This is a genomic window from Citrobacter freundii complex sp. 2024EL-00216, assembly GCF_043945515.1.
GTDB classification, from domain to species: domain Bacteria; phylum Pseudomonadota; class Gammaproteobacteria; order Enterobacterales; family Enterobacteriaceae; genus Citrobacter; species Citrobacter portucalensis.
This window is the reverse complement of record NZ_JBIMRA010000014.1, coordinates 72,038-97,450: the sequence shown is the minus strand read 5'-3', so window position 1 is coordinate 97,450 and position 25,413 is coordinate 72,038. Positions and strand designations below refer to the sequence as shown.

At 54.4% G+C, this 25,413-nt stretch carries 27 protein-coding genes; 21 read left to right on the top strand and 6 right to left on the bottom strand.

The features are described 5' to 3' along the window. Positions 1 to 100 precede the first annotated feature (100 nt). The 4 genes from adiC to pmrB all read left to right on the top strand — a co-directional run bounded on the left by adiC (position 101) and on the right by pmrB (position 4,978). Positions 101 to 1,438: an arginine/agmatine antiporter gene (adiC, locus tag ACHHZ7_RS18010; protein WP_003031853.1), complete on the top strand. Its 1,338-nt coding sequence runs from the start codon at positions 101 to 103 to the stop codon at positions 1,436 to 1,438. A 146-nt stretch (positions 1,439 to 1,584) separates the two neighbouring features. Continuing rightward, positions 1,585 to 3,222: a phosphoethanolamine transferase EptA gene (gene eptA, locus ACHHZ7_RS18005; RefSeq protein WP_060683114.1), complete on the top strand. Its 1,638-nt coding sequence runs from the start codon at positions 1,585 to 1,587 to the stop codon at positions 3,220 to 3,222. A 4-nt stretch (positions 3,223 to 3,226) separates the two neighbouring features. Continuing rightward, positions 3,227 to 3,895: a two-component system response regulator PmrA gene (gene pmrA, locus ACHHZ7_RS18000; RefSeq protein WP_008786966.1), complete on the top strand. Its 669-nt coding sequence runs from the start codon at positions 3,227 to 3,229 to the stop codon at positions 3,893 to 3,895. A gap of 9 nt (positions 3,896 to 3,904) precedes the next feature. Then, positions 3,905 to 4,978: a two-component system sensor histidine kinase PmrB gene (gene pmrB / locus ACHHZ7_RS17995; RefSeq protein WP_123969820.1), complete on the top strand. Its 1,074-nt coding sequence runs from the start codon at positions 3,905 to 3,907 to the stop codon at positions 4,976 to 4,978. Here pmrB and pmrR read toward each other — a convergent pair. Together pmrR and proP are read right to left on the bottom strand one after the other, a co-directional pair. Further along, positions 4,972 to 5,061, bottom strand: a complete 90-nt coding sequence (gene pmrR, locus ACHHZ7_RS17990) for an LpxT activity modulator PmrR (protein WP_003826741.1) — start codon at positions 5,059 to 5,061, stop codon at positions 4,972 to 4,974. The two genes, pmrB and pmrR, sit on opposite strands and share 7 nt — an antisense overlap. A 465-nt stretch (positions 5,062 to 5,526) precedes the next feature. Continuing rightward, entirely contained in the window at positions 5,527 to 7,029 is a 1,503-nt protein-coding gene (proP, locus tag ACHHZ7_RS17985; protein ID WP_003826737.1) for a glycine betaine/L-proline transporter ProP, read from the bottom strand. A gap of 699 nt (positions 7,030 to 7,728) precedes the next feature. Here proP and kdgT point away from each other — a divergent pair. Then, positions 7,729 to 8,727: a 2-keto-3-deoxygluconate transporter gene (kdgT, locus tag ACHHZ7_RS17980; RefSeq protein ID WP_060683112.1), complete on the top strand. Its 999-nt coding sequence runs from the start codon at positions 7,729 to 7,731 to the stop codon at positions 8,725 to 8,727. A gap of 30 nt (positions 8,728 to 8,757) precedes the next feature. Here the strand turns inward: kdgT and ACHHZ7_RS17975 are convergent, their stop codons facing one another. Both ACHHZ7_RS17975 and crfC read right to left on the bottom strand, forming a co-directional pair. Next, complete coding sequence (locus ACHHZ7_RS17975) at positions 8,758 to 9,651, bottom strand: diguanylate cyclase regulator RdcB family protein (RefSeq protein WP_060683111.1); 894 nt, start codon at positions 9,649 to 9,651, stop codon at positions 8,758 to 8,760. Further along, positions 9,648 to 12,005, bottom strand: coding sequence for a clamp-binding protein CrfC (crfC, locus tag ACHHZ7_RS17970; RefSeq protein ID WP_060683110.1), 2,358 nt, complete (start codon positions 12,003 to 12,005; stop codon positions 9,648 to 9,650). The genes ACHHZ7_RS17975 and crfC overlap by 4 nt, the downstream gene beginning before the upstream one ends. Before the next feature lie 541 nt (positions 12,006 to 12,546). Here crfC and ACHHZ7_RS17965 point away from each other — a divergent pair. The 16 genes from ACHHZ7_RS17965 to phnP all read left to right on the top strand — a co-directional run bounded on the left by ACHHZ7_RS17965 (position 12,547) and on the right by phnP (position 24,679). Then, positions 12,547 to 12,882, top strand: coding sequence for a zinc ribbon domain-containing protein YjdM (locus ACHHZ7_RS17965; RefSeq protein ID WP_003031835.1), 336 nt, complete (start codon positions 12,547 to 12,549; stop codon positions 12,880 to 12,882). Between the two features lie 139 nt (positions 12,883 to 13,021). After that, positions 13,022 to 13,471 carry a VOC family metalloprotein YjdN gene (yjdN, locus tag ACHHZ7_RS17960; protein WP_032942129.1) on the top strand — a complete coding sequence of 150 codons (450 nt, stop codon included), beginning with the start codon at positions 13,022 to 13,024 and terminating at the stop codon, positions 13,469 to 13,471. Between the two features lie 132 nt (positions 13,472 to 13,603). Then, on the top strand, positions 13,604 to 14,392 hold the full coding sequence (gene phnC / locus ACHHZ7_RS17955; RefSeq protein ID WP_060683109.1) for a phosphonate ABC transporter ATP-binding protein: 789 nt from the start codon (positions 13,604 to 13,606) through the stop codon (positions 14,390 to 14,392). A gap of 23 nt (positions 14,393 to 14,415) precedes the next feature. Beyond that, entirely contained in the window at positions 14,416 to 15,432 is a 1,017-nt protein-coding gene (gene phnD / locus ACHHZ7_RS17950) for a phosphonate ABC transporter substrate-binding protein (protein WP_060683108.1), read from the top strand. A gap of 133 nt (positions 15,433 to 15,565) precedes the next feature. Continuing rightward, the gene (gene phnE, locus ACHHZ7_RS17945; protein WP_016155398.1) at positions 15,566 to 16,345 is read left to right on the top strand and encodes a phosphonate ABC transporter, permease protein PhnE; all 780 of its coding nucleotides are present in this window, start codon (positions 15,566 to 15,568) and stop codon (positions 16,343 to 16,345) included. 20 nt (positions 16,346 to 16,365) lie between these two features. After that, positions 16,366 to 17,091 carry a phosphonate metabolism transcriptional regulator PhnF gene (phnF, locus tag ACHHZ7_RS17940; protein WP_003826721.1) on the top strand — a complete coding sequence of 242 codons (726 nt, stop codon included), beginning with the start codon at positions 16,366 to 16,368 and terminating at the stop codon, positions 17,089 to 17,091. Then, complete coding sequence (gene phnG / locus ACHHZ7_RS17935) at positions 17,092 to 17,544, top strand: phosphonate C-P lyase system protein PhnG (protein ID WP_008786958.1); 453 nt, start codon at positions 17,092 to 17,094, stop codon at positions 17,542 to 17,544. Further along, positions 17,541 to 18,137 carry a phosphonate C-P lyase system protein PhnH gene (gene phnH / locus ACHHZ7_RS17930; protein ID WP_008786957.1) on the top strand — a complete coding sequence of 199 codons (597 nt, stop codon included), beginning with the start codon at positions 17,541 to 17,543 and terminating at the stop codon, positions 18,135 to 18,137. Before phnG ends, phnH begins: the two co-directional genes overlap by 4 nt. Then, entirely contained in the window at positions 18,137 to 19,204 is a 1,068-nt protein-coding gene (locus ACHHZ7_RS17925; protein ID WP_003844770.1) for a carbon-phosphorus lyase complex subunit PhnI, read from the top strand. The genes phnH and ACHHZ7_RS17925 overlap by 1 nt, the downstream gene beginning before the upstream one ends. Before the next feature lie 46 nt (positions 19,205 to 19,250). After that, entirely contained in the window at positions 19,251 to 20,042 is a 792-nt protein-coding gene (gene phnJ, locus ACHHZ7_RS17920) for an alpha-D-ribose 1-methylphosphonate 5-phosphate C-P-lyase PhnJ (RefSeq protein WP_234096745.1), read from the top strand. Then, positions 20,039 to 20,797 (top strand): phosphonate C-P lyase system protein PhnK, encoded by a 759-nt coding sequence (phnK, locus tag ACHHZ7_RS17915; protein WP_060683107.1) that lies wholly within the window; start codon positions 20,039 to 20,041, stop codon positions 20,795 to 20,797. Before phnJ ends, phnK begins: the two co-directional genes overlap by 4 nt. 317 nt (positions 20,798 to 21,114) lie before the next feature. Then, entirely contained in the window at positions 21,115 to 21,801 is a 687-nt protein-coding gene (gene phnL / locus ACHHZ7_RS17910; protein ID WP_003826708.1) for a phosphonate C-P lyase system protein PhnL, read from the top strand. Continuing rightward, positions 21,798 to 22,934 (top strand): alpha-D-ribose 1-methylphosphonate 5-triphosphate diphosphatase, encoded by a 1,137-nt coding sequence (gene phnM, locus ACHHZ7_RS17905; protein WP_060683106.1) that lies wholly within the window; start codon positions 21,798 to 21,800, stop codon positions 22,932 to 22,934. The genes phnL and phnM overlap by 4 nt, the downstream gene beginning before the upstream one ends. A 2-nt stretch (positions 22,935 to 22,936) precedes the next feature. Continuing rightward, entirely contained in the window at positions 22,937 to 23,491 is a 555-nt protein-coding gene (gene phnN, locus ACHHZ7_RS17900; RefSeq protein WP_008786953.1) for a ribose 1,5-bisphosphokinase, read from the top strand. Continuing rightward, positions 23,478 to 23,912 carry an aminoalkylphosphonate N-acetyltransferase gene (gene phnO / locus ACHHZ7_RS17895; protein ID WP_008786952.1) on the top strand — a complete coding sequence of 145 codons (435 nt, stop codon included), beginning with the start codon at positions 23,478 to 23,480 and terminating at the stop codon, positions 23,910 to 23,912. Before phnN ends, phnO begins: the two co-directional genes overlap by 14 nt. An 8-nt stretch (positions 23,913 to 23,920) precedes the next feature. After that, the gene (gene phnP / locus ACHHZ7_RS17890; RefSeq protein ID WP_060683105.1) at positions 23,921 to 24,679 is read left to right on the top strand and encodes a phosphonate metabolism protein PhnP; all 759 of its coding nucleotides are present in this window, start codon (positions 23,921 to 23,923) and stop codon (positions 24,677 to 24,679) included. A gap of 52 nt (positions 24,680 to 24,731) precedes the next feature. On the opposite strand, the gene ACHHZ7_RS17885 is transcribed toward phnP, so the two are convergent. After that, entirely contained in the window at positions 24,732 to 25,073 is a 342-nt protein-coding gene (locus tag ACHHZ7_RS17885) for a HigA family addiction module antitoxin (protein WP_008786950.1), read from the bottom strand. Between the two features lie 20 nt (positions 25,074 to 25,093). After that, entirely contained in the window at positions 25,094 to 25,396 is a 303-nt protein-coding gene (locus ACHHZ7_RS17880; protein ID WP_032942116.1) for a type II toxin-antitoxin system RelE/ParE family toxin, read from the bottom strand. Between the last annotated feature and the right edge of the window lie 17 nt (positions 25,397 to 25,413).

Here is a 25,413-nt window from a genome sequence, read left to right as displayed (position 1 = left end):
ATAATATCAGCATTAGCGATACCCCAGCTCCGTCATCATTAAATAGACTTTTGACGAGGTATGATAAGGCGTCATTTATCCTTATCAGGAGTTAAAAAATATGTCGACGGATGCTGATGCTCACAAAGTGGGCTTAATCCCCGTCACCCTTATGGTGTCGGGGAATATTATGGGTTCCGGTGTATTCCTGCTACCCGCAAACCTTGCGTCAACTGGCGGGATTGCAATCTACGGATGGTTGGTCACGATTATCGGTGCTCTGGCACTGTCGATGGTGTACGCCAAAATGTCGTCCTTAGACTCCAGTCCCGGTGGTTCTTATGCTTACGCCCGCCGCTGCTTCGGTCCTTTTTTGGGCTACCAGACCAACGTGCTGTACTGGCTGGCCTGCTGGATTGGTAACATCGCCATGGTGGTCATTGGCGTCGGTTACCTGAGCTACTTCTTCCCCATCTTAAAAGATCCGCTGGTCCTGACGCTGACCTGCGTCGTAGTGCTGTGGATCTTCGTATTACTGAACATTGTCGGACCGAAAATGATCACCCGCGTGCAGGCCGTCGCAACGGTACTGGCACTGGTGCCAATTGTCGGGATTGCCGTCTTCGGCTGGTTCTGGTTCCGCGGTGAAACCTATATGGCAGCCTGGAACGTCAGCGGGATGAACACCTTCGGCGCGATTCAAAGCACTCTGAACGTCACCTTGTGGTCATTTATCGGGGTGGAAAGCGCCTCCGTTGCGGCTGGCGTGGTTAAAAATCCCAAACGTAACGTACCTATCGCTACCATGGGCGGCGTGCTGATTGCCGCTGTTTGCTACGTGCTCTCCACCACCGCAATCATGGGTATGATCCCTAACGCGGCGCTGCGTGTATCAGCCTCCCCGTTCGGTGATGCCGCACGTATGGCGCTGGGTGACACCGCTGGGGCGATAGTTTCCTTCTGTGCTGCTGCCGGGTGTCTTGGTTCTCTGGGTGGCTGGACGCTGCTTGCCGGGCAAACCGCCAAAGCCGCAGCCGATGACGGCCTGTTCCCACCGATTTTTGCCCGCGTGAACAAAGCCGGTACGCCAGTGGCCGGGTTAATTATCGTCGGCATCCTGATGACCATCTTCCAGTTCAGCAGCATGTCGCCGAACGCAGCGAAAGAGTTTGGTCTGGTCTCTTCGGTTTCCGTTATCTTCACCCTGGTGCCGTATCTGTACACCTGCGCCGCGCTGCTGCTGCTCGGCCATGGTCACTTTGGTAAAGCACGCCCGATGTACTTACTGGTCACCTTTATCGCCTTTGTCTACTGCATCTGGGCGGTTGTCGGTTCCGGCGCCAAAGAAGTGATGTGGTCGTTCGTCACGCTGATGATCATCACCGCGCTGTACGCATTGAACTACAACCGGATCCATAAAAACCCGTATCCACTGGATGCCCCGGTAAACAATAACTAACGCCAACAATCGTCGTGGCCCGATGGCGTAAGTTCATCGGGTCAACGTTCTCCTACCGCTCTTCGAAAAATCAACATTAAGAACTTAAGGTTGGCTTAATTTTACTTTGAGAGGATTTGCGCCACATAGTCGATGGAACCCCCTTAATGTTAAAGCTCTTGTTTAAAAGGCCCACTCTCGGGCTAATCAGCTGGCTTCTGCTGATCTCATTTTATCTTGCGACTTTCCTGAACATTGCGTTCTACAAACAAGTGCTGCAAGACCTGCCTCTGGACTCTGTGCGTAACGTGCTGGTGTTTTTATCAATGCCGGTGGTCGCGTTCAGCGTCATGAACATTGTGCTGACGCTGGCCTCATTCCTGTGGCTTAATCGCCTGGTGGCGTGCATTTTCATTCTGGTTGGCGCATCGGCCCAATATTTCATCATGACCTACGGCATCATCATCGACCGCTCGATGATCGCCAATATGATGGACACTACGCCCGCCGAAACCTTTGCTTTGCTGACGCCGCAAATGCTCATCACGCTCGGGGTGAGCGGCATTCTGGCCGCGCTCATTGCCTGCTGGGTAAAAATTAAACCGATCACGCCAGTTATGCGCAGCATACTGTTTCGTGGCGCGAACATTCTGATCTCCGCGCTGCTGATCGTGCTGGTCGCAGCGTTCTTCTATAAAGATTACGCCTCACTGTTTCGCAACAACAAAGAACTGGTGAAATCCCTCAGTCCATCCAACAGCATTGTGGCGACGTCATCCTGGTATTCACACCAGCGACTGGCCCACCTGCCGCTGGTGCGCATTGGCGAAGATGCCCATCGCAATCCGTTGATGGTAAAAGAAAAGCGTAAGAACCTGACGATTGTGGTTCTCGGCGAGACCTCGCGCGGCGATAACTTCTCGCTGTCAGGCTATTCGCGCCAGACCAACCCGCTGCTGGAAAAAGATGATGTGGTCTATTTCCCCCGCACCACATCCTGCGGAACGGCAACGGCAGTATCAGTACCCTGCATGTTCTCGGATATGCCACGCGCGCACTACGACGAAGAACTGGCACAGCATCAGGAAGGCGTACTCGACATCATTCAGCGGGCGGGAATTAACGTTCTGTGGAACGATAACGACGGCGGCTGCAAAGGAGCCTGTGATCGGGTTCCACACCAGAATATGACTAAGCTGAACCTGCCAGGGCAGTGTATTGACGGTGAATGCTACGATGAAATCCTGTTCCACGGGCTGGAAGAGTACATTAATAACCTGCAAGGCGACGGGGTGATTGTGCTGCACACCATCGGCAGCCACGGTCCGACCTATTACAACCGCTATCCTGCGCAGTTTAAGAAATATACGCCAACCTGCGATACCAACGAAATCCAGACCTGTTCGCAGCAACAGTTGGTCAATACTTACGACAACACCATTCTTTACGTTGACTATATTGTTGATAAAGCGATCAATATACTGAAAGAACACCAGGATAATTTCACCACCAGCCTGGTCTATCTTTCCGATCACGGCGAATCCTTAGGGGAAAATGGCGTCTATTTGCACGGCCTGCCGTATTCGATTGCACCAGATACGCAAAAACATGTGCCGATGCTGCTGTGGCTCTCCGAGGATTATCAGCAACGCTATCAGGTCTCTCAGACATGTTTGCAAAAACGGGCAAGCTCAGAAGACTTCTCGCAGGATAATCTCTTCTCAACTCTGCTGGGATTAACGGGCGTGCAAACACAGAAATATCAGGCGGCAGATGATATTCTGCAACCCTGCCGGGGAGGCTAAACGAATGAAAATTCTGATTGTTGAAGACGACACGTTGTTACTACAGGGACTGATACTCGCTGCACAAACAGAAGGCTACGCCTGTGATGGCGTGTCAACCGCCCGTGCAGCCGAGCAGTGTCTGGAGACCGGACATTACAGTCTGGTTGTTCTGGACCTGGGCTTGCCGGATGAAGACGGCTTGCACTTCCTGACCCGCATCAGACAGAAGAAATACTCTCTCCCCGTGCTGATCCTCACCGCCCGTGACACGCTCAAAGACCGGGTCAGCGGGCTGGATGTGGGTGCCGATGACTATCTGGTCAAACCGTTCGCACTGGAAGAACTGCACGCCCGTATCCGGGCACTTCTGCGTCGCCACAACAATCAGGGTGAAAGTGAATTAATTGTCAGCAATCTGACGCTGAATATCGGTCGTCGCCAGGTGTGGATGGACGGACAAGAGGTTATCTTAACGCCGAAAGAATACGCGCTCCTGTCACGCCTGATGCTCAAAGCGGGCAGCCCGGTACACCGGGAAATTTTGTATAACGACATCTACAGCTGGGATAACGAACCGTCTACCAACACGCTGGAAGTGCACATTCACAATCTGCGCGATAAAGTCGGAAAATCACGCATCCGTACGGTCAGGGGATTTGGCTATATGCTGGTCGCCACTGAGGAAAGCTAAGTGAAGCTGCTGCAATATCTAAAACGACCTCTCCCTCTTCGCCAACGGTTAATACTGACGATCGGTCTAATTCTGCTGGTCTTTCAGTTGATTAGCACCTTCTGGTTGTGGCACGAAAGTACCGAACAAATACAGTTATTCGAACAGGCGTTACGCGAAAATCGTAATAACGATCGCCACATCATGCATGAGATCCGCGAGGCCATCGCCAGCCTGATCGTCCCCGGCATCTTTATGGTCAGCCTGGCGCTGCTGATTTGCTATCAGGCGGTGCGACGAATAACCCGCCCGCTGGCAGATCTGCAAAAAGAGTTAGAAGCGCGAGCAGCCGATAACCTGGCCCCGATTGAAATTCACAGCTCAACCGTTGAGATCCAGGCCGTTGTCTCAGCGCTCAATGACCTGGTAACGCGGCTGACCAGCACTATTGAAAACGAACGTTTATTTACCGCCGATGTCGCCCACGAACTGCGCACACCGCTGTCAGGCGTTCGCCTGCATCTGGAATTATTATCCAAAACCCATAAGGTCGACGTTACGCCGTTGATTGCCCGCCTTGACCAAATGATGGACAGCGTATCGCAGCTGCTGCAACTCGCCCGCGTCGGACAGTCGTTTTCGGCCGGGAGCTACCAGCATGTCAAACTGCTGGAGGACGTTATTCTGCCCTCCTACGATGAACTCAGCACCATGCTGGACCAACGTAAACAGACGCTGCTCCTGCCACAAAGCGCGGCGGACGTTGTCGTGCGTGGCGATGCTACGCTGTTGCGGATGCTGCTACGAAATCTGGTGGAAAACGCGCATCGTTACAGCCCGGAAGGCACCCATATTACGATTAGCCTGAACACCGAGCATGATGCCGTCCTGGCCGTCGAGGATGAAGGGCCTGGCATTGATGAAAGTAAATGCGGGGAGTTGAGTAAAGCATTCGTCCGTATGGACAGCCGTTTTGGTGGGATTGGGCTGGGGCTGAGCATTGTCAGTCGCATCACCCAGTTACATCACGGGCATTTCTATCTGCAAAATCGCCAGGGAGCCAGCGGCACTCGCGCATGGGTGGAATTGGCGAAAAATCAGTAAGAGCTCACCCACACATACAAAAAGCTGCTGACGATCAGCACACTGCACACGGTGGTCAAACTTTCATAAATACGGGTTTTCATGACACTCTCCTCCGAAACTATGGAGGAGAGTTTGCCTGACACAGATTAAGCCAACCTTAAGTTGATATCATAAGACACCTTATCCGGCCTACTGAGTACAATGCTGCCCGTAGGCCTGATAAACGTAGTGCCATCAGGCAATAACACGAATGCCCGGGCCATGCGCCGGATGGCGGCTAGCGCCTTATCCGGCCTACGAAAGTACAACACTGCCCGTAGGCCTGATAAACGTAGTGCCATCAGGCAATAACACGAATGTCCAGGCCATGCGCCGGATGGCGGCTAACGCCTTATCCGGCCTACTGAGTACAACGCTGCCCGTAGGCCTGATAAACGTAGTGCCATCAGGCAATAACACGAATGCCCAGGCCATGCGCCGGATGGCGGCTAGCGCCTTATCCGGCCGACTAAGTACGGCGCTGCCCGTAGGCCTGATAAACGTAGTGCCATCAGGCAATAACACCGTTACTCTTCAATACGCGGATGCTGCTGCACCAGACGCGTGCGCTTAACCTGTAGCTCAGCAATTTCCTGATCGATATCTTCGATTTTCTGTTCAATGTTATCGTAGTGTTCGCCGAGGATCTCTTTCGCTTCCTGAATATCCGAAGCAGCAGGTGTCGCGCCTTTCAGCGGCTGATTAGCCGTCTCTTTCATGGTCACGCCGGTAATCAAACCTACTACCGCAATCACCATCAGATAATAAGCAGGCATCATCAGATTCTGCGAGCTTTCCACCAGCCATGCGGCCAATGTCGGAGTCAGACCGGCGATTAATACCGAGATATTAAACGCGGCGGCCAGCGCACTGTAGCGAATATGCGTCGGGAACATCGCCGGTAACGTTGACGCCATCACCCCGGTAAAGCAGTTGAGGATCACCGCCAACATCAGCAACCCGGCGAAAATCAGGCCGATAACATTACTGTTAATCAGAATAAATGCCGGAATCGCCAGCACAAACAGCGCAATACTGCCCATGATCACAAACGGACGACGCCCGAAACGGTCGCTGAGCAAACCCATAATCGGCTGCACAAACAGCATACCAATCATGATGGCGATAATAATCAACACGCCGTGGTCTTCAGAGTAATGCAGGTTATGCGACAGATAGCTCGGCATATAGGTGAGCAGCATGTAGTAGGTGACGTTGGTGGCAATCACCAGACCAACACATGCCAACAGGCTGCGCCAGTGCTTAGTTGCAATCTCTTTAAACGAGACCTTAGGACCTTCCTGCAGACCCTGACGATCGCCCTGCTCCAGTTTATCCACGTGCTGCTGGAACGCCGGCGTCTCTTCCAGCGCATGGCGCAGGTACAGACCAATCAGGCCTAACGGTAGAGCCAGGAAGAACGGAATACGCCAGCCCCACTCAAGGAAGTTATCCTCGCCGACGATAGTTGAGATCAGGACCACCACGCCCGCGCCCAGCACAAACCCGGCAATCGAGCCGAAGTCCAGCCAACTGCCCATAAATCCGCGCTTACGGTCTGGCGAGTACTCTGCGACAAAAATCGATGCCCCGGTATACTCTCCGCCGACCGAGAACCCCTGCGCCATCTTACATAGCAACAGCAGAATCGGTGCCCAGATACCAATTGAGGCATAAGAGGGAATAAGACCGATACAGAAGGTACTGATCGACATAATCACGATGGTGATAGCGAGTATCTTCTGACGACCGTATTTATCGCCGAGCATACCGAAGAACAATCCGCCAAGCGGTCGAATCAGAAAGGGAACAGAGAAGGTGGCGAGTGCAGCAACCATCTGCACGCTGGGGTCAGCCCCCGGGAAGAACACTTTACCTAATGCGTAAGCAACAAATCCATAAACACCAAAATCGAACCACTCCATCGCATTACCTAACGACGCTGCGGTAATAGCTTTTCGCAATTTACCGTCATCAATGATGGTAACGTCGCGCAGCGTTATCGGTTTTATTTTTTTCCTTTTTAGCATACTCGTCCTCATAGACTTAGCCCTGTCACGCTCCAGTTCGAGTCCCCTAACGCCCATGCGTCAGAGTCATCATCGAGCGGGGAATGCACAGGCGCATTCCCTGTAACAAGCGTAGCAGGTTTACTTACACTGACGAGAAACGCACAGTACAACCGAACCTGTTGACGCCTGATTGGGCGGTTAATGACCTCTTTACCCTAACAGCGTTTAAATTTGTGATCAACTTCACATATAGTTTTTCATTTCGTCAACATGCGTAAATTAGGTCATTCTTAGTCAGCTTTTTTACATGTCATGCTTGCGATTTACTGACAATTAAATACAAGAATAAATCGCTTTATTGCACCAACAATCACAGCGGTCACTATTATTCTGCTAGCAAAAAAACCACCTAATCCCTTCACAAAAAGATCACAGCTTTTTTCATAATCAGACCGACCGGGAACTTTTGCTCGGAATATGTGATGAAGATAACTAAAACATCGTTTTATTTTGATTGAATCAATGTTCCCATGAATGCAAACTAATTCCAGACGCAATATCCCTGGGAGCAGCAACACGCTCAACGTATGCCGCGTTAGATTTTATAAAACAAAGAGATAGCGATTTTCTTTGTTAAGAAATACCAGTAACCATTTGAATTTATTAATTTTTACCCTCTTGCGCGAGTTTTAGCAGCGACAAGACATGAGGACGTTTATGAAAATTAAAGCCACGATTGAACGCATCCCCGGCGGAATGATGTTGATTCCTCTGTTATTAGGCGCAGTGTTAAATACGTTAGCTCCGGATACCGGTGCGTATTTTGGTTCGTTTACCAAAGGAATGATCAGCGGAACGGTACCGATTCTGGCAGTGTGGTTTTTTTGTATCGGCGCATCTATTGATTTGCGGGCAACCGGTACGGTATTACGCAAGTCCGGTACGCTGGTAATAACCAAAATAGCCGTGGCGTGGGTAGTGGCAATGATTGCTGCTTCATTTATTCCTGATACCGGTATTCAAACCGGGTTCTTTGCAGGCCTCTCAGTTTTGGCAATTGTCTCCGCGATGGACATGACCAACGGTGGTTTGTACGCCAGCCTGATGAACCAGTACGGCACCAAAGAAGAGTCCGGCGCATTTGTGTTGATGTCTCTGGAATCCGGTCCGTTAATGACCATGGTGATCCTCGGCTCTGCGGGTCTGGCCTCCTTCGAGCCACACCATTTCATCGGCGCGGTATTACCGTTCCTGATTGGCTTTACGTTGGGCAACCTGGATCACGACCTGCGTTCTTTCTTCAGCAAAGCCACACCGGTGCTGATCCCGTTCTTCGGCTTCGCGTTGGGTAACACTATTAACCTGAGCGTGATCGTTGATACCGGTCTGCTGGGTATCCTGCTGGGTGTCGCGGTTATCGTCATCACCGGTATCCCGCTGATTATTGCTGACCGTGTTATTGGTGGCGGGAACGGTACGGCAGGCGTCGCAGCCTCTTCAGCAGCAGGCGCTGCGGTAGCAAACCCGGTGATTATCGCCCAGATTAACCCGGCGTTCGAACCGGTTGCCGCATCCGCTACGGCGCTGGTTGCCGCCAGCGTAATTGTCACCGCCATTCTGGTGCCGATTATCACCGCGCTGTACGCCAAACGTTTTAATAAAAACCTGGTCGTCAACGAAGCGGTGGCCACCCCGGCAGACTCTCTGCACCACTAAACCTGCCTTTATCCTACTCACCAGCCCTGCTCAATTGACGAGCAGGGTCGGTGCAAAAATCTCCTCAACCATCGCATCGACCAGCCGCTTTGCCGAACACAATCGCGGCATCCCCAAGGCCACGTTTTGCCACCGCTGCGTCACCGACCAGCTTACCGGATGGCGTTGCGCATCGCACCAGCTCCCCAGCCAGCTCAGCATATCGTTATACTCGCCCGATCCGCCGACAGCTGGCGTGCTGAGCCAATGATGATAGTAATGACGCGTAGCGGGCGCTGCATTCACGCTGTCCGCCAATGCCTGAGCCGCCATGGTTCGCAGGTTGTCTTTTAGCATTAACACCACATCGGCATTCGCTAACCGGCAGGCATCACCAAAAGCTCCCCAACGTAGCTCCTCCAGCGCGACAAAACAGCGTCCTGGTAACGACCAGCCGTCATACGCGCCAGCCCGCCAGCGGGTAAAAATTTGTTCGCTATGCTCACCCGCCTGAACCGTCAGGCCGCGCTGGGTCAGCGCCTTCTCTTTATACGCACCGCGTTGGGTAAACCAGTCAGTCAGTGAATTTATTTGCTGTAAAAGACCGGGGGTTGAAAGCCCACGCGGGTGTTCGGTTTGTTGCAACAACATCAACCCTTCAACGATCCGTACCAGCGCCAGATGACCCGGATCAATCATGCCTGCCAGCTTCTCCACCAGCTTAAGGCGCATCACCAGATGTTCGCTGGACACTCCCGCCATCACCCACGCACGCAGTTGCGTTTGGGATAGCACCTCCTGCGTCAGACGCGCGCGCAGCCGCTGCTGCTGTTGCAGAAAACCGCCGGAACGTTTGGTTTCATCTCCCTGAACCAGATCGACCATAAACTTCGGGTAGACACACTCCAGCGTCCTCCCGGGGCCTTCCAGTAAAACGTTAGTCATGTGTGCTCGGTTGCAAAAAGGGTATTGATATCGTCACGCAGCAAACGGGAATCTTCATAAAGCCATGCCGCAATCGTAATGCGCTGCTGCAATTGCTCATTCATTGCATTCACCGCCGATTCATTTTGTTGGCGTAGCGTCAGGCTCTCACTCAGACTCGCCTGCAATTGCGCCAGGCACAGAGAGAAATCAGCAAAAAATGTGGCCATGCCAGCCGTAACGGAAATATCGACCTGAGCAGCTAAAGCTTTACGAATTTGTTGGCAAAACTGGGAGACGTACTGCACAAGGTTTTTATGCAATGCGCCCATATCAATGAGATAACGCGTTTTTGTTTCGACGTAATCATTCCATCCCCAGTTGGGTTGATTTAGCCAACGAGAGAAAGTGTCACGCACCACACCGCCAGTAGACGGCGCATTTTCTGCCGGAATATCCTGCTCAATGGCCTCGTTAAACAATTGGCGGGTATTGAAATTAAACATCGCCGTATGGAACGCTGGAAAACGGATCCGCGCACGAAAACCGGCGTGGTTTAGCTCCTCCTTCACCCTTTGTTCAATTGGCCGCATCGCGTCATTTAGCGCCCGGGAGAGCGTCGACTCAAGCTGTTCAAAACGCAGGGCTAAGTCCCGGCTGATGCTTTCCTGCGCCGCCAGCAATACCCCCTCACAGGATGAGCGAATTTTATCTAACACAATTTTCGCCTGCCCTTCATCATGCAGCACCAACATCTCTCCGGCCATTTCTGCCGTATTCACAGCATTCCCCAGACCGTGTTGTGACATCATCAGGACATTTTCTTTGACAAAAAACGTGTTGATACCGCAAAGAATCTCAGTCTGTTGCTCACTGAGATAGGCAGCGGCAGCCTCCAGCGCCAGTTCTACTTCATGGCTGACTTCATCGCTCACCCGCCCCTGGCTCACTTCTAACTGCTGCATATCCTCTTCAATATGCGTGATGTTCAGCCGCAGTTTGTCATAGGCGACCGTTAACCCGTGGGCGCGAAATTCCAGATATTCGTGCACGCTTTGTGCATAGTTCAATAACTTATGTGACGCAGAGCGAAGCGCATACAACGAAGCATTAGCATAAGCGGCGTGGATCACTTTCTGAATTGGCTGTTCAAACAGCGAGTCTTCCCACAACAGGTCGGCGGCATGGCGGATGTGTTCTGTATCGTCAAGATCGGTGGTGCGCCAGCGTCTGCCAAGCGCCGCTTCGGCAAAATCCTGCACCCAACGTTGCTCCTGATGATCCGGCAGTCGCCCGCGCGTCGTCAGCTCATGACGTGCCCTGTTCGCCAGATAGCCCCACATTGAGGAGACCGGATAAATTCTTTCAGGGGCAATTCCGCCTTGCATCAACGTGCCGGAAATCAACGCCCGCACCTGTTCTTCATCATCACTGTTGCGGTCTTTCTGATCGAACTTGTTCACCAGCGCATACAGCGGTACTGACTTGCCGACCGCCATAATCGCCTGACGCACTTCCTCATCGGAAATCGATTTCAGTTGGGTGTAATCCAACACCGCCAGCACCGCAGAGGCCCGCACCAGCTGTTCATTGAGCATTTTTTGTAAGTGCGGTTGTCCTGCCTCGTTCGGCCCCGGCGTATCCAGCAGCGTTAATTGCCCTGGGTAGCTTGCCTGTCCGGCCAAATGGACAAACTCAACTTCAATAACCGGAATATGCTCAATCGCGGCATAGGCGGCAAAAGGAAAATCAACGTCCAATGCTTTTGACAGGCGCACCAGGTCGTTCAGGCTTTTAAGGCAATGGAAAATAGGCTGTGCGCCAAGATAATACCGTTCAAATGCCACACCATTTTCAATATGTTGCAGCAGGACATTCATATCCTTGTCAATTTCCAGGGTCTGCGTAAGACGCAGGCGATCGCACTCGCGCACGCGCTGCTGCAAAACCTTCATTAAGGCATCGATCGGCGCGACATGTGAAAAATGCAGCACCGGCTCTTTCTGCCCCGGCGTATGGCGTATTAGCGTTGGTAACGCCGTCATGGGGCGATTACGATTAGGTAACACCTCTGTCCCCACAATCGCGTTAATCGTCGTCGATTTTCCCGCTTTCATCGTGCCAACAATCGCCAGTACCATTTCCAGACGCGTAATCTTGCGCAGCTCATTATTGAGCGTTGCTTGCTGGACATCCATGCCACGCGCGCTGAAATGCAGGGGCTGAACAATCTGACTGCTATGCTCTCCTTGTTTTAGCGCGACATCATCCAACGAGGTCACGGGCAATTTTTGCAATTGCCTGAGATGTTCAAGCGAGAGCATCAGCAAGCGTTCCGCTTCCTGACTTAATTCATATATTGTCTGTGTGTGCATGGAAAATTTTTCCTTAACGCAAATGGCATTGCTTTTATTTAGCCCAATCGTTTTATTTATAGATTTTTTGGCTTTTATAATTACGTATAGAAATAATTAAAATCAAAACAACCAATTGATATTATTAAAATAAATTTGGTGTATAACCGCTGGCCTGATGCCTCTCACTTATGAAAATAAGTAAGAAAGATAGACAGCGTAGTTCAGTTTTAAAAAATGCCAGCGGAATCCCCCTACTAAATTTAAGGGGTTCAATGATATTCAATCACAATGACTTAGGCATTTCTAAGCAATGTTACCTATGAATATCAGATATTTCGCCTCACCTTATCTTAAATATCTAAGCGTAGCAATTTCCCTTAAAAAATATTCCGCCATACTTTCATTGAGGTGAAAGCAGAGGGTCTTTACAGCAGATCATTTTGCGTAATCGCGCAGTAGTCCCGACAAATGCAGGGATTTTATGTATAATTGCGGCCTTTTTCGGCAATCTGCCATTTTTTGGGCGCATTTGCCCCTGCTGACTTTTGAGGAAATCCACATGTCATTACCACACTGCCCGCAATGCAACTCCGAATACACTTACGAAGATAACGGCATGTTCATCTGCCCGGAATGCGCTCACGAATGGAACGATGCTGAACCGGCGCAGGACAGCGACGAACTGATCGTTAAGGATGCCAACGGCAACCTGCTGGCTGACGGCGACAGCGTTACCGTCGTGAAAGACCTGAAGGTAAAAGGTAGCTCTTCCATGCTGAAGATTGGTACCAAAGTGAAAAACATTCGTTTGGTTGAAGGTGACCACAACATCGATTGCAAAATTGATGGCTTTGGCCCAATGAAGCTGAAATCTGAGTTTGTGAAAAAGAACTGATGCAAATTGCCTGATAGCGCGACGCTAATCAGGTCAACACCAGCTCATCTGCCAGGCGGGAAGCTCATACTTCCCGCCTGGTTTATTTTTGCAGACGCTAACTACACTTAATTGGCTTCTTTTACCTGAGGTAAAGATTATGCCGTTAAGTCCCTATATCTCCTTTGCAGGCAACTGCGCTGACGCTATCGCCTACTATCAAAAAACGTTAGGCGCTGAGCTACTCTACAAAATCAACTTCGGTGAAATGCCCAAATCGGCGCAGGATAGCGAAGATGGTTGCCCTTCAGGCTTGAAATTCCCCGACACCGCCATCGCCCACGCCAACCTGCGCGTTGCGGGCAGTGACATCATGATGAGCGATAGCGCCCCGGACGGAAATGCTCACTACTCTGGCTTCACGCTGGTGCTCGACACGCAAAACGTCGATGAAGGCAAACGCTGGTTTGATAACCTGGCAGCAAACGGAAAAATCGAAATGGACTGGCAGGAAACCTTCTGGGCCCACGGTTTCGGTAAAGTGAGCGACCAGTATGGCGTGCCGTGGATGATCAACGTTGTCAAACAACAGCAACCCCCTACAGAGTAATCCAACGGGAGGCCAGCCCTCCCGTACTGTCATCAAATAGCGCTCAACTCTTCATCGTCGAGTAACCATCCCTTAACGAAAACGTCACATTGATCCGCCACGATGGGGCCACTTTTTTAGGGAGGCCGCATCATGCAAACGATTATTCGCGTCGAGAAACTCTCCAAGTCCTTCAATCAACATCAGGCGCTCAATGCGGTTGATCTGAACATCTGTTCCGGTGAGATGGTGGCTCTGCTTGGGCCGTCTGGCTCCGGCAAATCCACCCTTTTACGTCATTTAAGCGGTTTGATCACCGGTGATAAATCCCCCGGTAGCCGCGTCGAGCTGCTGGGCCGCACCGTTCAACATGAAGGCCGCCTGGCGCGCGATATCCGCAAAAGCCGCGCCCACACCGGCTACATCTTCCAGCAGTTCAATCTGGTGAACCGCCTGACAGTGCTGGAGAACGTCCTGATTGGCGCGCTCGGCAGCACGCCGTTCTGGCGTACCTGTTTTAGCTGGTTTAGCCAGGAACAAAAACAGCGTGCATTACAGGCGCTGACCCGCGTGGGCATGGCGCACTTTGCATACCAGCGCGTTTCCACGCTTTCGGGCGGTCAGCAGCAGCGCGTTGCAATCGCCCGCGCGCTGATGCAGCAGGCCAAAGTGATCCTCGCCGATGAGCCGATTGCTTCGCTGGACCCGGAATCCGCACGCATCGTGATGGACACCCTACGCGATATAAACCAGACCGACGGCATCACCGTGGTCGTCACGCTGCATCAGGTGGATTACGCCCTGCGCTACTGCGAACGCATCGTCGCGCTGCGCCAGGGCAGCGTCTTCTTTGATGGCAGCAGCCAGCATTTTGATAACGATCGTTTTGACCATCTCTACCGCAGCATGAACCGCATCGAACAGAGCGCGCAGGCTGCCTGACATCCCCACAATGAGGAATGGAAATGAGTTATAGAACAATTGCCGCGCTGGCTTTCACCAGCATGTTTAGTCTCAGCACACTGCTCACCCCGGCCCATGCCGAAGAGCAAGAAAAAGCGCTGAACTTTGGCATTATTTCGACCGAATCACAGCAAAATCTGAAGCCGCAGTGGGAACCGTTCCTGAAGGACATGGAAAAATCACTGGGCGTGAAAGTGAACGCCTTCTTCGCCCCGGACTACGCCGGGATCATCCAGGGAATGCGCTTTAACAAAGTTGATATCGCCTGGTACGGCAACCTCTCGGCAATGGAAGCGGTGGATCGCGCTAACGGGCAAGTGTTTGCCCAGACCGTCGCCGCCGACGGATCCCCAGGTTACTGGAGCGTGTTGATCGTTAACAAAGACAGTCCGATCAATAACCTGAACGATCTGATCGCCAAACGTAAGGATCTGACCTTCGGCAACGGCGATCCCAACTCAACGTCAGGCTTCCTCGTCCCCGGCTACTACGTCTTCGCCAAAAACAACATCTCCGCCAGCGACTTCAAACGCACCGTTAACGCCGGACACGAAACCAACGCGCTGGCCGTCGCCAACAAGCAGGTCGATGTCGCCACCAACAACACCGAAAACCTCGACAAGCTGAAAACTTCTGCACCGGAAAAACTGAAAGAGCTGAAGGTGATCTGGAAGTCGCCGCTGATCCCGGGCGATCCGATCGTCTGGCGTAAAAACCTCTCCGAAACCACCAAGGACAAGGTGTACGACTTCTTTATGAATTACGGCAAAACGCCGGAACAGAAAACCGTACTGGAACGCCTGGGATGGGCACCGTTCCGCGCCTCCAGCGATCTGCAACTGGTGCCGATTCGCCAGCTGGCACTGTTTAAAGAGATGCAGGGTGTGAAGGACAACAAAGGGCTGAACGAGGAAGAGAAAACCAGCAAAACCTCGGCATTGAAAGCGCAGCTCGATGACCTTGACCGTCTGACCGCCGCACTGGGCGCTATGACCAGCGTCACCAAAGCGGTGCAGTAAACCTGGTGACCAAATTGTAGGCCTGATAAGCGCAGCGCCATCAGGCAATGCAAGGGATTCCATGCCGGATGGCGGTGCCAGCACCTTATCCGGCCTACAACAGACCCGAAACATCGACACCCAGGAGCTAAACATGCAAACCATCACCGTCGCCCCGCCCAAACGTAGCTGGTTCTCGCTGCTGAGTTGGGCCATTCTTCTCGCCGTGCTGGTGGTCTCGTGGAAAGGTGCCGAAATGGCCCCGCTCACGCTGATCCAGGATTCCGGCAATATGGCGACCTTCGCCGCCGACTTCTTCCCGCCGGACTTCAGCCAGTGGCAGGACTATCTCGGTGAAATGGCCGTCACCCTGCAAATTGCCGTCTGGGGGACTGCCCTCGCCGTTGTGCTGTCGATTCCCTTCGGCCTGATGTGCGCCGATAACCTCGTGCCGTGGTGGATTTACCAGCCGATGCGTCGCCTGATGGACGCCTGCCGCGCCATCAATGAAATGGTCTTCGCCATGCTGTTCGTGGTCGCCGTCGGGTTAGGCCCATTCGCCGGGGTGATGGCGCTGTTTATCCACACTACCGGGGTGCTCTCCAAACTGCTTTCTGAAGCGGTAGAAGCTATTGAGCCAGGTCCGGTAGAAGGCATTCGCGCCACCGGTGCCAACAAAATTGAAGAGATTCTGTACGGCGTTCTGCCACAGGTCATGCCGCTGCTTATCTCCTACTCGCTGTATCGCTTTGAATCCAACGTTCGCTCGGCCACGGTGGTCGGAATGGTGGGTGCAGGCGGTATTGGTGTGACCTTATGGGAAGCGATTCGCGGCTTTCAGTTCCAGCAAACCTGCGCCTTGATGGTGTTAATCATCGTCACCGTCAGCCTGTTGGATTTCCTTTCCCAGCGTTTGCGTAAGCACTTTATCTGATTAGCGAGGCATTGATTGCTATGCACTTGTCTACACATCCGACCAGTTATCCAACGCGTTATCAGGAAATTGCCGCGAGACTTGAGCAGGAGCTACGTCAACATTATCGCTGCGGTGACTATCTGCCCGCCGAGCATCAGCTTGCCGCGCGCTTCGAGGTAAACCGCCACACCCTGCGCCGCGCCATTGACCAGTTGGTTGAACGCGGTTGGGTTCAGCGTCGTCAGGGCGTCGGCGTGCTGGTGCTGATGCGCCCGTTCGATTACCCGCTTAATGCCCAGGCGCGCTTTAGTCAGAATCTGCTGGACCAGGGCAGCCATCCCACCAGCGAAAAACTGCTGGCGGTGCTGCGTCCGGCCTCCAGCCACATTGCCGATGCGCTCAGCATAAACGAGGGCGATAACGTGATTCACCTGCGCACCCTGCGCCGGGTTAACGGCATCGCACTGTGCCAGATCGACCACTATTTTTCCGACCTCTCGCTGTGGCCGCTGCTGCAAGGCTTCAACAGCGGTTCGCTGCATGACTACCTGCGCGAACAGTCCGGTCTGACGCTGCTACGCACGCAAACGCGCATCAGCGCCCGCCGTGCGCAGGCCAAAGAGAGCAAGGTGCTGGAAATCCCCAATATGGCGCCGCTGCTGTGCGTGCGCACCCTGAACCACCGTGAAGGCGAAGAACACGCGGCGGAATACTCCGTCAGCCTGACCCGCGCCGACATGATCGAATTCACTATGGAGCACTGAATGCATTTCGATACCGCCACCCGCCAGCGCTGGATGCGCGCGCTGGCTTACAGCAATGCCGATGCCCTGAACGCCCGCATCACCGCGCTCAAACTGACGCCGGACTATGAACTTATCCGCGCCCCGGAAAGCGGACTGATGCAGATCCAGGCCCGTATGGGCGGTACCGGCAACCGCTTCTTTGCCGGTGACACCACGCTAACTCGCGCAGTGGTACGTCTGAAGAGCGGCACGCTGGGTTACAGCTACCTGCTGGGACGCAATAAACAACATGCCGAGCAGTGCGCGGTGATTGACGCACTGCTGCAGGAACAAACGCATTTCCAGAACCTAATGGAAACCTTAATTGCCCCGCTGGAAGCGGAACGCGATGCGCTGATTAACGCACGCCGTGCCGAAGTCAACGCCAGCCGGGTCGACTTCTTCACGCTGGTACGCGGAGATAACGCATGACACGATCTACAGCACTTCTGACCGCTTTTAATTTACCCGTTCAGGATGCTCAGCAGAGCTTTCGTCGCCTGCTGAAAGCCATGAGCGAACCGGGCGTAATCGTCGCCCTGCATCAACTGAAACACGGCTGGCAGCCGCTGGGTCTGGCGACCACCAGCGTGCTGCTGACCCTGGTCGATGGCGACACGCCGGTCTGGCTGGCGCCGTCGATGGATAACGATATTGCCCGCCAGAACCTGCGTTTTCATACCAACGCGCCGCTGGTGGATCAGCCGCAGCTGGCGGCCTTTGCCGTCGCCGACGAGCGCATCAGCAGCGAACAGCTTAACGCCCTCTCCGCCGGTTCAGCCGTCGCGCCAGAGACCAGCGCCACGCTGATTGTGCAGGTCTCTGGCTTAAGCGGCGGACGCATGCTGCGTCTGACCGGCGCGGGCATCGCCGAAGAGCGCATGATCGCGCCACAGCTGCCGGAATGTCTGATTCACGAACTCACCGAACGCCCGCACCCGTTCCCACTGGGGGTCGATCTGATCCTCACCTGCGGCGAACGCCTGCTGGCTATTCCGCGAACCACCCATGTGGAGGTGTGCTGATGTACGTCGCCGTCAAAGGGGGCGAAAAGGCGATAGCCAACGCCCACGCCCTGCAGGAAAACCGACGCCGGGGCGATGAGACCATTGCTGAACTGAGCGTGGCGCAAATCGAACAGCAGATGAACCTGGCCGTCGACCGGGTGATGACCGAAGGCGGCATCGCCGACCGCGAACTGGCGGCACTGGCGCTGAAGCAGGCCAGCGGCGATAACGTCGAAGCCATCTTTTTGCTCCGCGCCTACCGCACTACGCTGGCAAAAGTGGCGGTCAGTGAACCGGTTAACAGCGCAGAAATGCGCCTTGAGCGCCGAATCTCGGCGGTCTACAAAGATATTCCCGGCGGGCAACTGTTGGGTCCAACCTATGACTACACCCATCGCCTGCTGGATTTTACCCTGCTGGCCAATGGCGAAACGCCGCCTCTGCGCAGCGCAGACGGCGCGCAGGATGCCTCCCCGCACGTTTTTTCCCTGCTGGCCAACCAGGGGCTGGCAAAGCGTGAAGAGGATGATGGCGCGACACCCGACGACATCACCCGCACGCCGCCGGTTTACCCCTGCTCACGCGCTTCACGTCTGCAACAGCTGATGCGCGGTGACGAAGGCTATCTGCTGGCGCTGGCCTACTCCACCCAGCGCGGCTACGGGCGCAATCACCCGTTTGCCGCCGAAATCCGCAGCGGCTATGTGGCACTGGAAACGGTGCCGGAAGAGCTGGGATTTGCGGTTAACGTCGGCGAACTGCTGATGACCGAATGTGAAATGGTGAACGGGTTTGTCGCACCAGAAAACGAATCCCCCCATTTTACCCGCGGCTACGGGCTGGTGTTCGGTATGAGCGAACGTAAAGCGATGGCGATGGCGCTGGTGGACCGCGCCCTACAGGCAGCCGAATACGATGAAACGGTCACAGGACCGGCGCAGGACGAAGAGTTCGTGCTGGCGCATGCGGATAACGTCGAGGCGGCGGGTTTTGTTTCGCACCTCAAACTTCCCCATTACGTCGATTTTCAGGCCGAACTGGAACTGCTCAAACGCCTGCAACAGGAGGCCACCCGTGACCACTAACCTCTCCGGCTACAACTTTGCCTATCTTGATGAGCAGACCAAACGCATGATCCGCCGCGCAATTCTGAAAGCGGTGGCAATCCCGGGTTACCAGGTCCCGTTTGGCGGACGTGAAATGCCGATGCCCTACGGCTGGGGAACCGGCGGCATCCAGCTCACCGCCAGCGTGATTGGCGAGCCGGACGTATTGAAGGTGATTGACCAGGGCGCGGATGACACCACCAACGCCGTGTCGATTCGCAACTTCTTCAAACGCGTAACCGGGGTGAATACCACTGAGCGTACGGAAGATGCGACGCTGATCCAGACCCGCCACCGCATCCCGGAAACGCCGCTGGTGGAAGATCAGATAATCATCTTCCAGGTACCGATCCCTGAGCCGCTGCGCTTTATCGAACCGCGTGAAACGGAAACTCGCACCATGCACGCGCTGGAAGAGTACGGCATCATGCAGGTAAAACTGTATGAAGATATCGCCCGCTTCGGCCATATTGCCACCACTTACGCCTATCCGGTGAAGGTCAATAACCGCTACGTCATGGACCCGTCGCCCATCCCGAAATTCGACAATCCAAAGATGGACATGATGCCAGCCCTGCAACTGTTTGGCGCTGGCCGCGAAAAGCGTATCTATGCCGTTCCACCTTACACCCGCGTGGAAAGCCTCGATTTCGACGATCACCCGTTTACCGTGCAGAGCTGGGATGAGCCTTGCGCCATCTGCGGCTCAACCCACAGCTATCTCGATGAAGTGGTGCTCGATGACACCGGCAAACGCATGTTTGTCTGCTCCGACACCGACTACTGCCGCCAACAGAGCGAGGCCCTCAGCAAATGACGCAACCGCTGCTTTCAGTCAACAACCTGACCCATCTCTACGCGCCGGGCAAGGGCTTCAGCAATGTCTCTTTTGACCTGTGGCCAGGCGAAGTGCTGGGTATCGTCGGCGAGTCCGGTTCCGGCAAAACCACGCTGCTGAAATCGATCTCTTCACGGCTGACGCCGCAGAGCGGTGAGATTTTGTATCAGAACCGTTCGCTGTACGGCATGAACGAAGCCGACCGTCGCCGTCTGCTGCGCACCGAATGGGGCGTGGTGCATCAGCATCCGCTGGATGGCCTTCGCCGTCAGGTCTCCGCAGGCGGCAATATCGGCGAACGTCTGATGGCCACCGGCGCACGTCACTACGGCGACATCCGCGCCACCGCGCAGCGCTGGCTGGAGGAGGTAGAGATCCCTGCCTCGCGTATCGACGATCTGCCCACCACCTTTTCCGGCGGCATGCAGCAGCGCCTGCAGATTGCCCGCAACCTCGTCACCCATCCCAAACTGGTGTTTATGGACGAACCTACCGGCGGGCTGGACGTTTCGGTACAGGCCAAACTGCTGGACCTGCTGCGCGGCCTGGTGGTGGAACTGGATCTGGCGGTAGTGATTGTCACCCACGATTTGGGCGTCGCGCGCCTGCTGGCCGACCGTTTGCTGGTGATGAAGCAGGGTCAGGTGGTGGAAAGTGGGTTAACCGACCGCGTGCTCGACGATCCGCATCATCCGTATACCCAGCTGCTGGTGTCGTCGGTGTTGCAGAACTGATTTTTTGTTGTGCCGGATGGCGGCTGCGCCTTATCCGGCCTACGGAGTGGTATCGCTTGTGCCGGATGGCGGCTGCGCCTTATCCGGCCTACGGAGCGGTATCGCTTGTGCCGGATGGCGGCTGCGCCTTATCCGGCCTACGGAGCGGCATCGCTTGTGCCGGATGGCGGCTACGCCTTATCCGGCCTACGGAGTGGTATCGCTTGTGCCGGATGGCGGCTGCGCCTTATCCGGCCTACGGAGCGGCATTGGTTGTAGGCCTGATAAGCGAAGCGCCATCAGGCAATCGAACGCAAAAATGTCTAAAGAGGCTAAAAATGAACGCGATCCGCGTTGAAAATGTCAGTAAAACCTTTGTCCTGCATCAGCAAAATGGCGTGCGTCTGCCGGTGCTGCAAAACGCCACTCTGGACGTTAAAAGCGGCGAATGCGTGGTGCTGCACGGTCACTCGGGCAGCGGCAAATCCACATTGCTGCGTTCGCTGTACGCCAACTACCTGCCGGATGAAGGACACATCCACATCCGCCACAGCGATGAATGGGTCGATCTGGTGCAGGCCCCGGCGCGCAAAGTACTGGAGGTTCGCCGTTCAACCATCGGCTGGGTGAGCCAGTTCCTGCGCGTGATCCCCAGGATTTCCGCGCTGGATGTGGTGATGCAACCGCTGCTGGATCTGGGGGTCTCCCGTGAGGAGTGTGCAGCCAAAGCAGCTAACCTGCTTACCCGCCTGAACGTGCCGGAGCGGTTGTGGCACCTGGCGCCGTCGACCTTTTCCGGCGGCGAACAGCAGCGCGTCAACATCGCCCGCGGGTTTATCGTCGATTACCCAATTCTGCTGCTCGATGAGCCTACCGCCTCGCTGGACGCCAAAAACAGCGCCGCCGTCGTCGCATTAATTGAAGAGGCGAAAGCCCGCGGCGCAGCAATTGTCGGCATTTTTCACGATCAAACCGTGCGCGACCGCGTAGCGGATCGTCTGCATCTGATGGGAACAACAGCATGATTATCAATAATGTAAAGCTGGTACTGGAAGATGAAGTGGTGCAAGGATCGCTGGAAATCGAGGGCGGGGTCATTCGCACCTTTGCAGAAAGTCCGAGCAGCCTACCTGAGGCGCTGGACGGCGAAGGCGGCTGGCTGCTACCAGGGCTTATCGAGCTGCATACCGATAATCTCGACAAATTTTTCACCCCGCGCCCGAAGGTAGACTGGCCTGCCCACTCGGCGATGAGCAGCCACGACGCGCTAATGGTCGCCAGCGGCATTACCACCGTGCTGGACGCGGTGGCAATTGGCGATGTGCGCGACGGCGGCGACCGTCTGGAAAATCTGGAGAAGATGATCAATGCGGTCGAAGAGACGCAAAAGCGCGGGGTCAATCGCGCCGAGCATCGCCTGCACCTGCGCTGTGAGCTGCCGCATCACACTACCCTGCCGCTGTTTGAAAAGCTGGTCGGCCGCGAGCCGGTAACGCTGGTGTCGCTGATGGATCACTCGCCAGGCCAGCGTCAGTTCGCCAATCGTGAGAAGTACCGCGAGTATTATCAAGGCAAGTATTCGCTCACCGACGAGCAGATGGCCCGCTATGAAGAAGAACAGTTAGCGCTGGCGGCGCGTTGGTCACAGCCCAATCGCACGGCGATTGCCCAGATGTGTCGTGAGCGCCAGATTGCGCTGGCGAGCCATGATGATGCCACCCATGATCATGTGCTGGAATCGCACCAGCTTGGCAGCGTGATCGCCGAATTTCCCACCACCTTCGAAGCAGCTGAAGCCTCGCGCCAGCATGGTATGAACGTACTGATGGGGGCGCCCAACATCGTGCGCGGCGGTTCTCACTCCGGCAACGTAGCGGCGCATAAGCTGGCTGAGCTGGAGCTTTTGGATATTCTCTCCTCCGACTACTACCCCGCCAGCCTGCTCGATGCGGCGTTTCGCGTAGCGGACGACGACGCCAACCGCTTTACGCTGCCACAGGCCATTCGTCTGGTGACCCGCAATCCCGCGCGGGCATTAAATCTCGACGATCGTGGCGTTGTTGCCGAAGGCAAACGCGCGGATCTGGTGCTGGCACACCGCAAAGGCGGCAACATCCATATCGACCACGTCTGGCGTCAGGGCAAAAGGGTATTCTGACTATGGGTAAACTGATCTGGCTGATGGGGCCATCCGGCTCCGGTAAGGACAGTCTGCTGGCCGAACTCCGCCAGCAGGAACCGGCGCAACTGCTGGTGGCGCACCGTTACATCACCCGCGCCGCCAACGCCGGGAATGAAAATCATATTGCGCTGAGCGAACAAGAATTTTTTACCCGCGCCGGGCAGAACCTGCTGGCGCTGAGCTGGCACGCCAATGGCTTCTACTACGGCGTTGGCGTGGAGATTGACCTCTGGCTACACGCCGGTTTTGATGTGGTGGTCAACGGCTCACGGGCGCATCTGCCCCAGGCGCAGGCCCGTTACGGCACATCTTTACTCCCCATTTGCTTACAGGTTTCTCCGGCGATTTTACGCCAGCGCTTGCAGGCTCGTGGACGGGAGAGCGAAACGGAAATCGCCGCCCGTCTTGAGCGCGCAGCCCGCTACGCCCCGTATGACTGCCACGTCCTGAACAACGATGGAAGTTTGCTACAGTCTGTCGATACACTACTCACACTGATGGGACGCAAGGAGAAGAAACATGTCTGTCTGTGAATTACGCCGCGCTACGCTATACGATACCGATGCGGTTTATGCGCTCATCTGTGAGTTGAAACAGGGTCAATTCGACCTGCAGGCCTTTAGTGCCGGATACGCCGCAAATCTGCAAGATCCCAATATGCACTACCAACTGGCGCAGCTCGACGGACAGGTCGTCGGCTTGATCGGTCTGCACCTGCAGTTTCATCTGCACCACGCTAACTGGATTGGTGAAATACAGGAACTGGTGGTGATGCCGCAGGCGCGAGGATTAACGGTAGGCAGTCAGTTACTGGCCTGGGCCGAAGCCACCGCGCGCGAAGCGGGTGCAGAGATGACCGAGCTTTCCACCAGCACTCAACGCCTTAACGCTCACCGTTTTTATCAGCGCGAAGGCTATACCCAGAGCCATTTTCGCTTCACTAAACCGTTGTAGGGGGAGCCATGAGTCTGACCATTACGCTGACGGGAACGGGCGGCGCGCAGCTGGTGCCGACATTTGGCTGCGACTGTGCGGCCTGCCAACGAGCACACTTACAGGCGCAATACCGTCGACGCCCTTGTAGCGGGGTGGTTAAGTTCAATAATGCGGTGACGCTGCTGGACGCGGGGATCCCGCATCTGATGGACGACTGGCCGGCGGGCAGCTTCCAGCAGTTTCTGCTGACTCACTATCATATGGATCATGTGCAAGGGCTGTTTCCGTTGCGCTGGGGTGTGGGGGCGACCATCCCGGTGTACGGTCCGCCGGATGAACAGGGTTGCGACGATCTGTTTAAGCATCCCGGCATCCTCGATTTTAGCCATACCGTGGCACCGTTCGTGGTGTTCGACCTGCAAGGATTGCAGGTAACGCCGCTACCGCTCAACCATTCAAAGCTGACGTTTGGTTATCTGCTGGAGACCGCACATAGCCGCGTGGCGTGGCTCTCCGATACCGCCGGACTTCCCGACAAGACTTTGAAGTTTCTCCACAATAACCAGCCTCAGGTGATTATCATTGACTGCAGCCATGCCCCGCGCGCCGAGCCACCGCGCAATCATTGTGATTTAAACACCGTTATCGCGTTGAACGACGTTATCCGCTGCCCACGAGTGATCCTGACGCATATCAGCCATCAGTTTGACCTGTGGATGATGGAACATCCGCTTCCCGCAGGGTTTGAGGCAGGATATGACGGAATGGAGATTGTGCTGGAGTAAGGAAATTTGCCGGATGCGATGAAAACATCTTATCCGGCCTACAAACAGATGATTAAGCGACTTTTTTTGCGCCGACATCTCGCTGCGCAATAAAATCTTTAACTGAAACAATCCGGTTCAGTTCTTCTTGCGCCCGCATGTCATTTTCAACTTCCCACAGGTCAACCGCCGCCTGTAGGTTACGCCAGAAATCAACGGAGGTATCGAACGCTTTTGCCAAACGAAACGCCATATCCGTTGTTAATTTGCGATTATTGTTGACCAGTGCGCTCACTGTATTGCGGTGAACATGCAGAATTTCAGCCAGATCGTTGATTTTCAGATCAAGCGGTTCCAGGTATTCATATTGCAGGATATCACCCACAGTCGTTGGTTTTCTGGATGCCTGTTTCATATCGTTACCTTACGTTTTCTCTAATAGATGTGTGGATCTAAGTACACATCTTCGGCCTTACCATTAATCCATTTAAATATTAATCGGTACTGCTTGTTTACTCTGATTGAAGAATATTCCTGTAATTTTCCGGTTAACTCTTCATATCTGTTACCGGGTGGCGAGCGCAAATCCCGATGCGAAACAGCCGCATTAATGATATCCAGCTTTCTGGCTAATGCAGTGTGAATATCCGCAGGTATTTTTCTGTGCGATGTCGCCCGTTCAAAAAAATCTTCAAGCCATGTATCCCGAAAATTTCTGATATTTAATGATTTAGACATTCCATTGCCAGCACCAC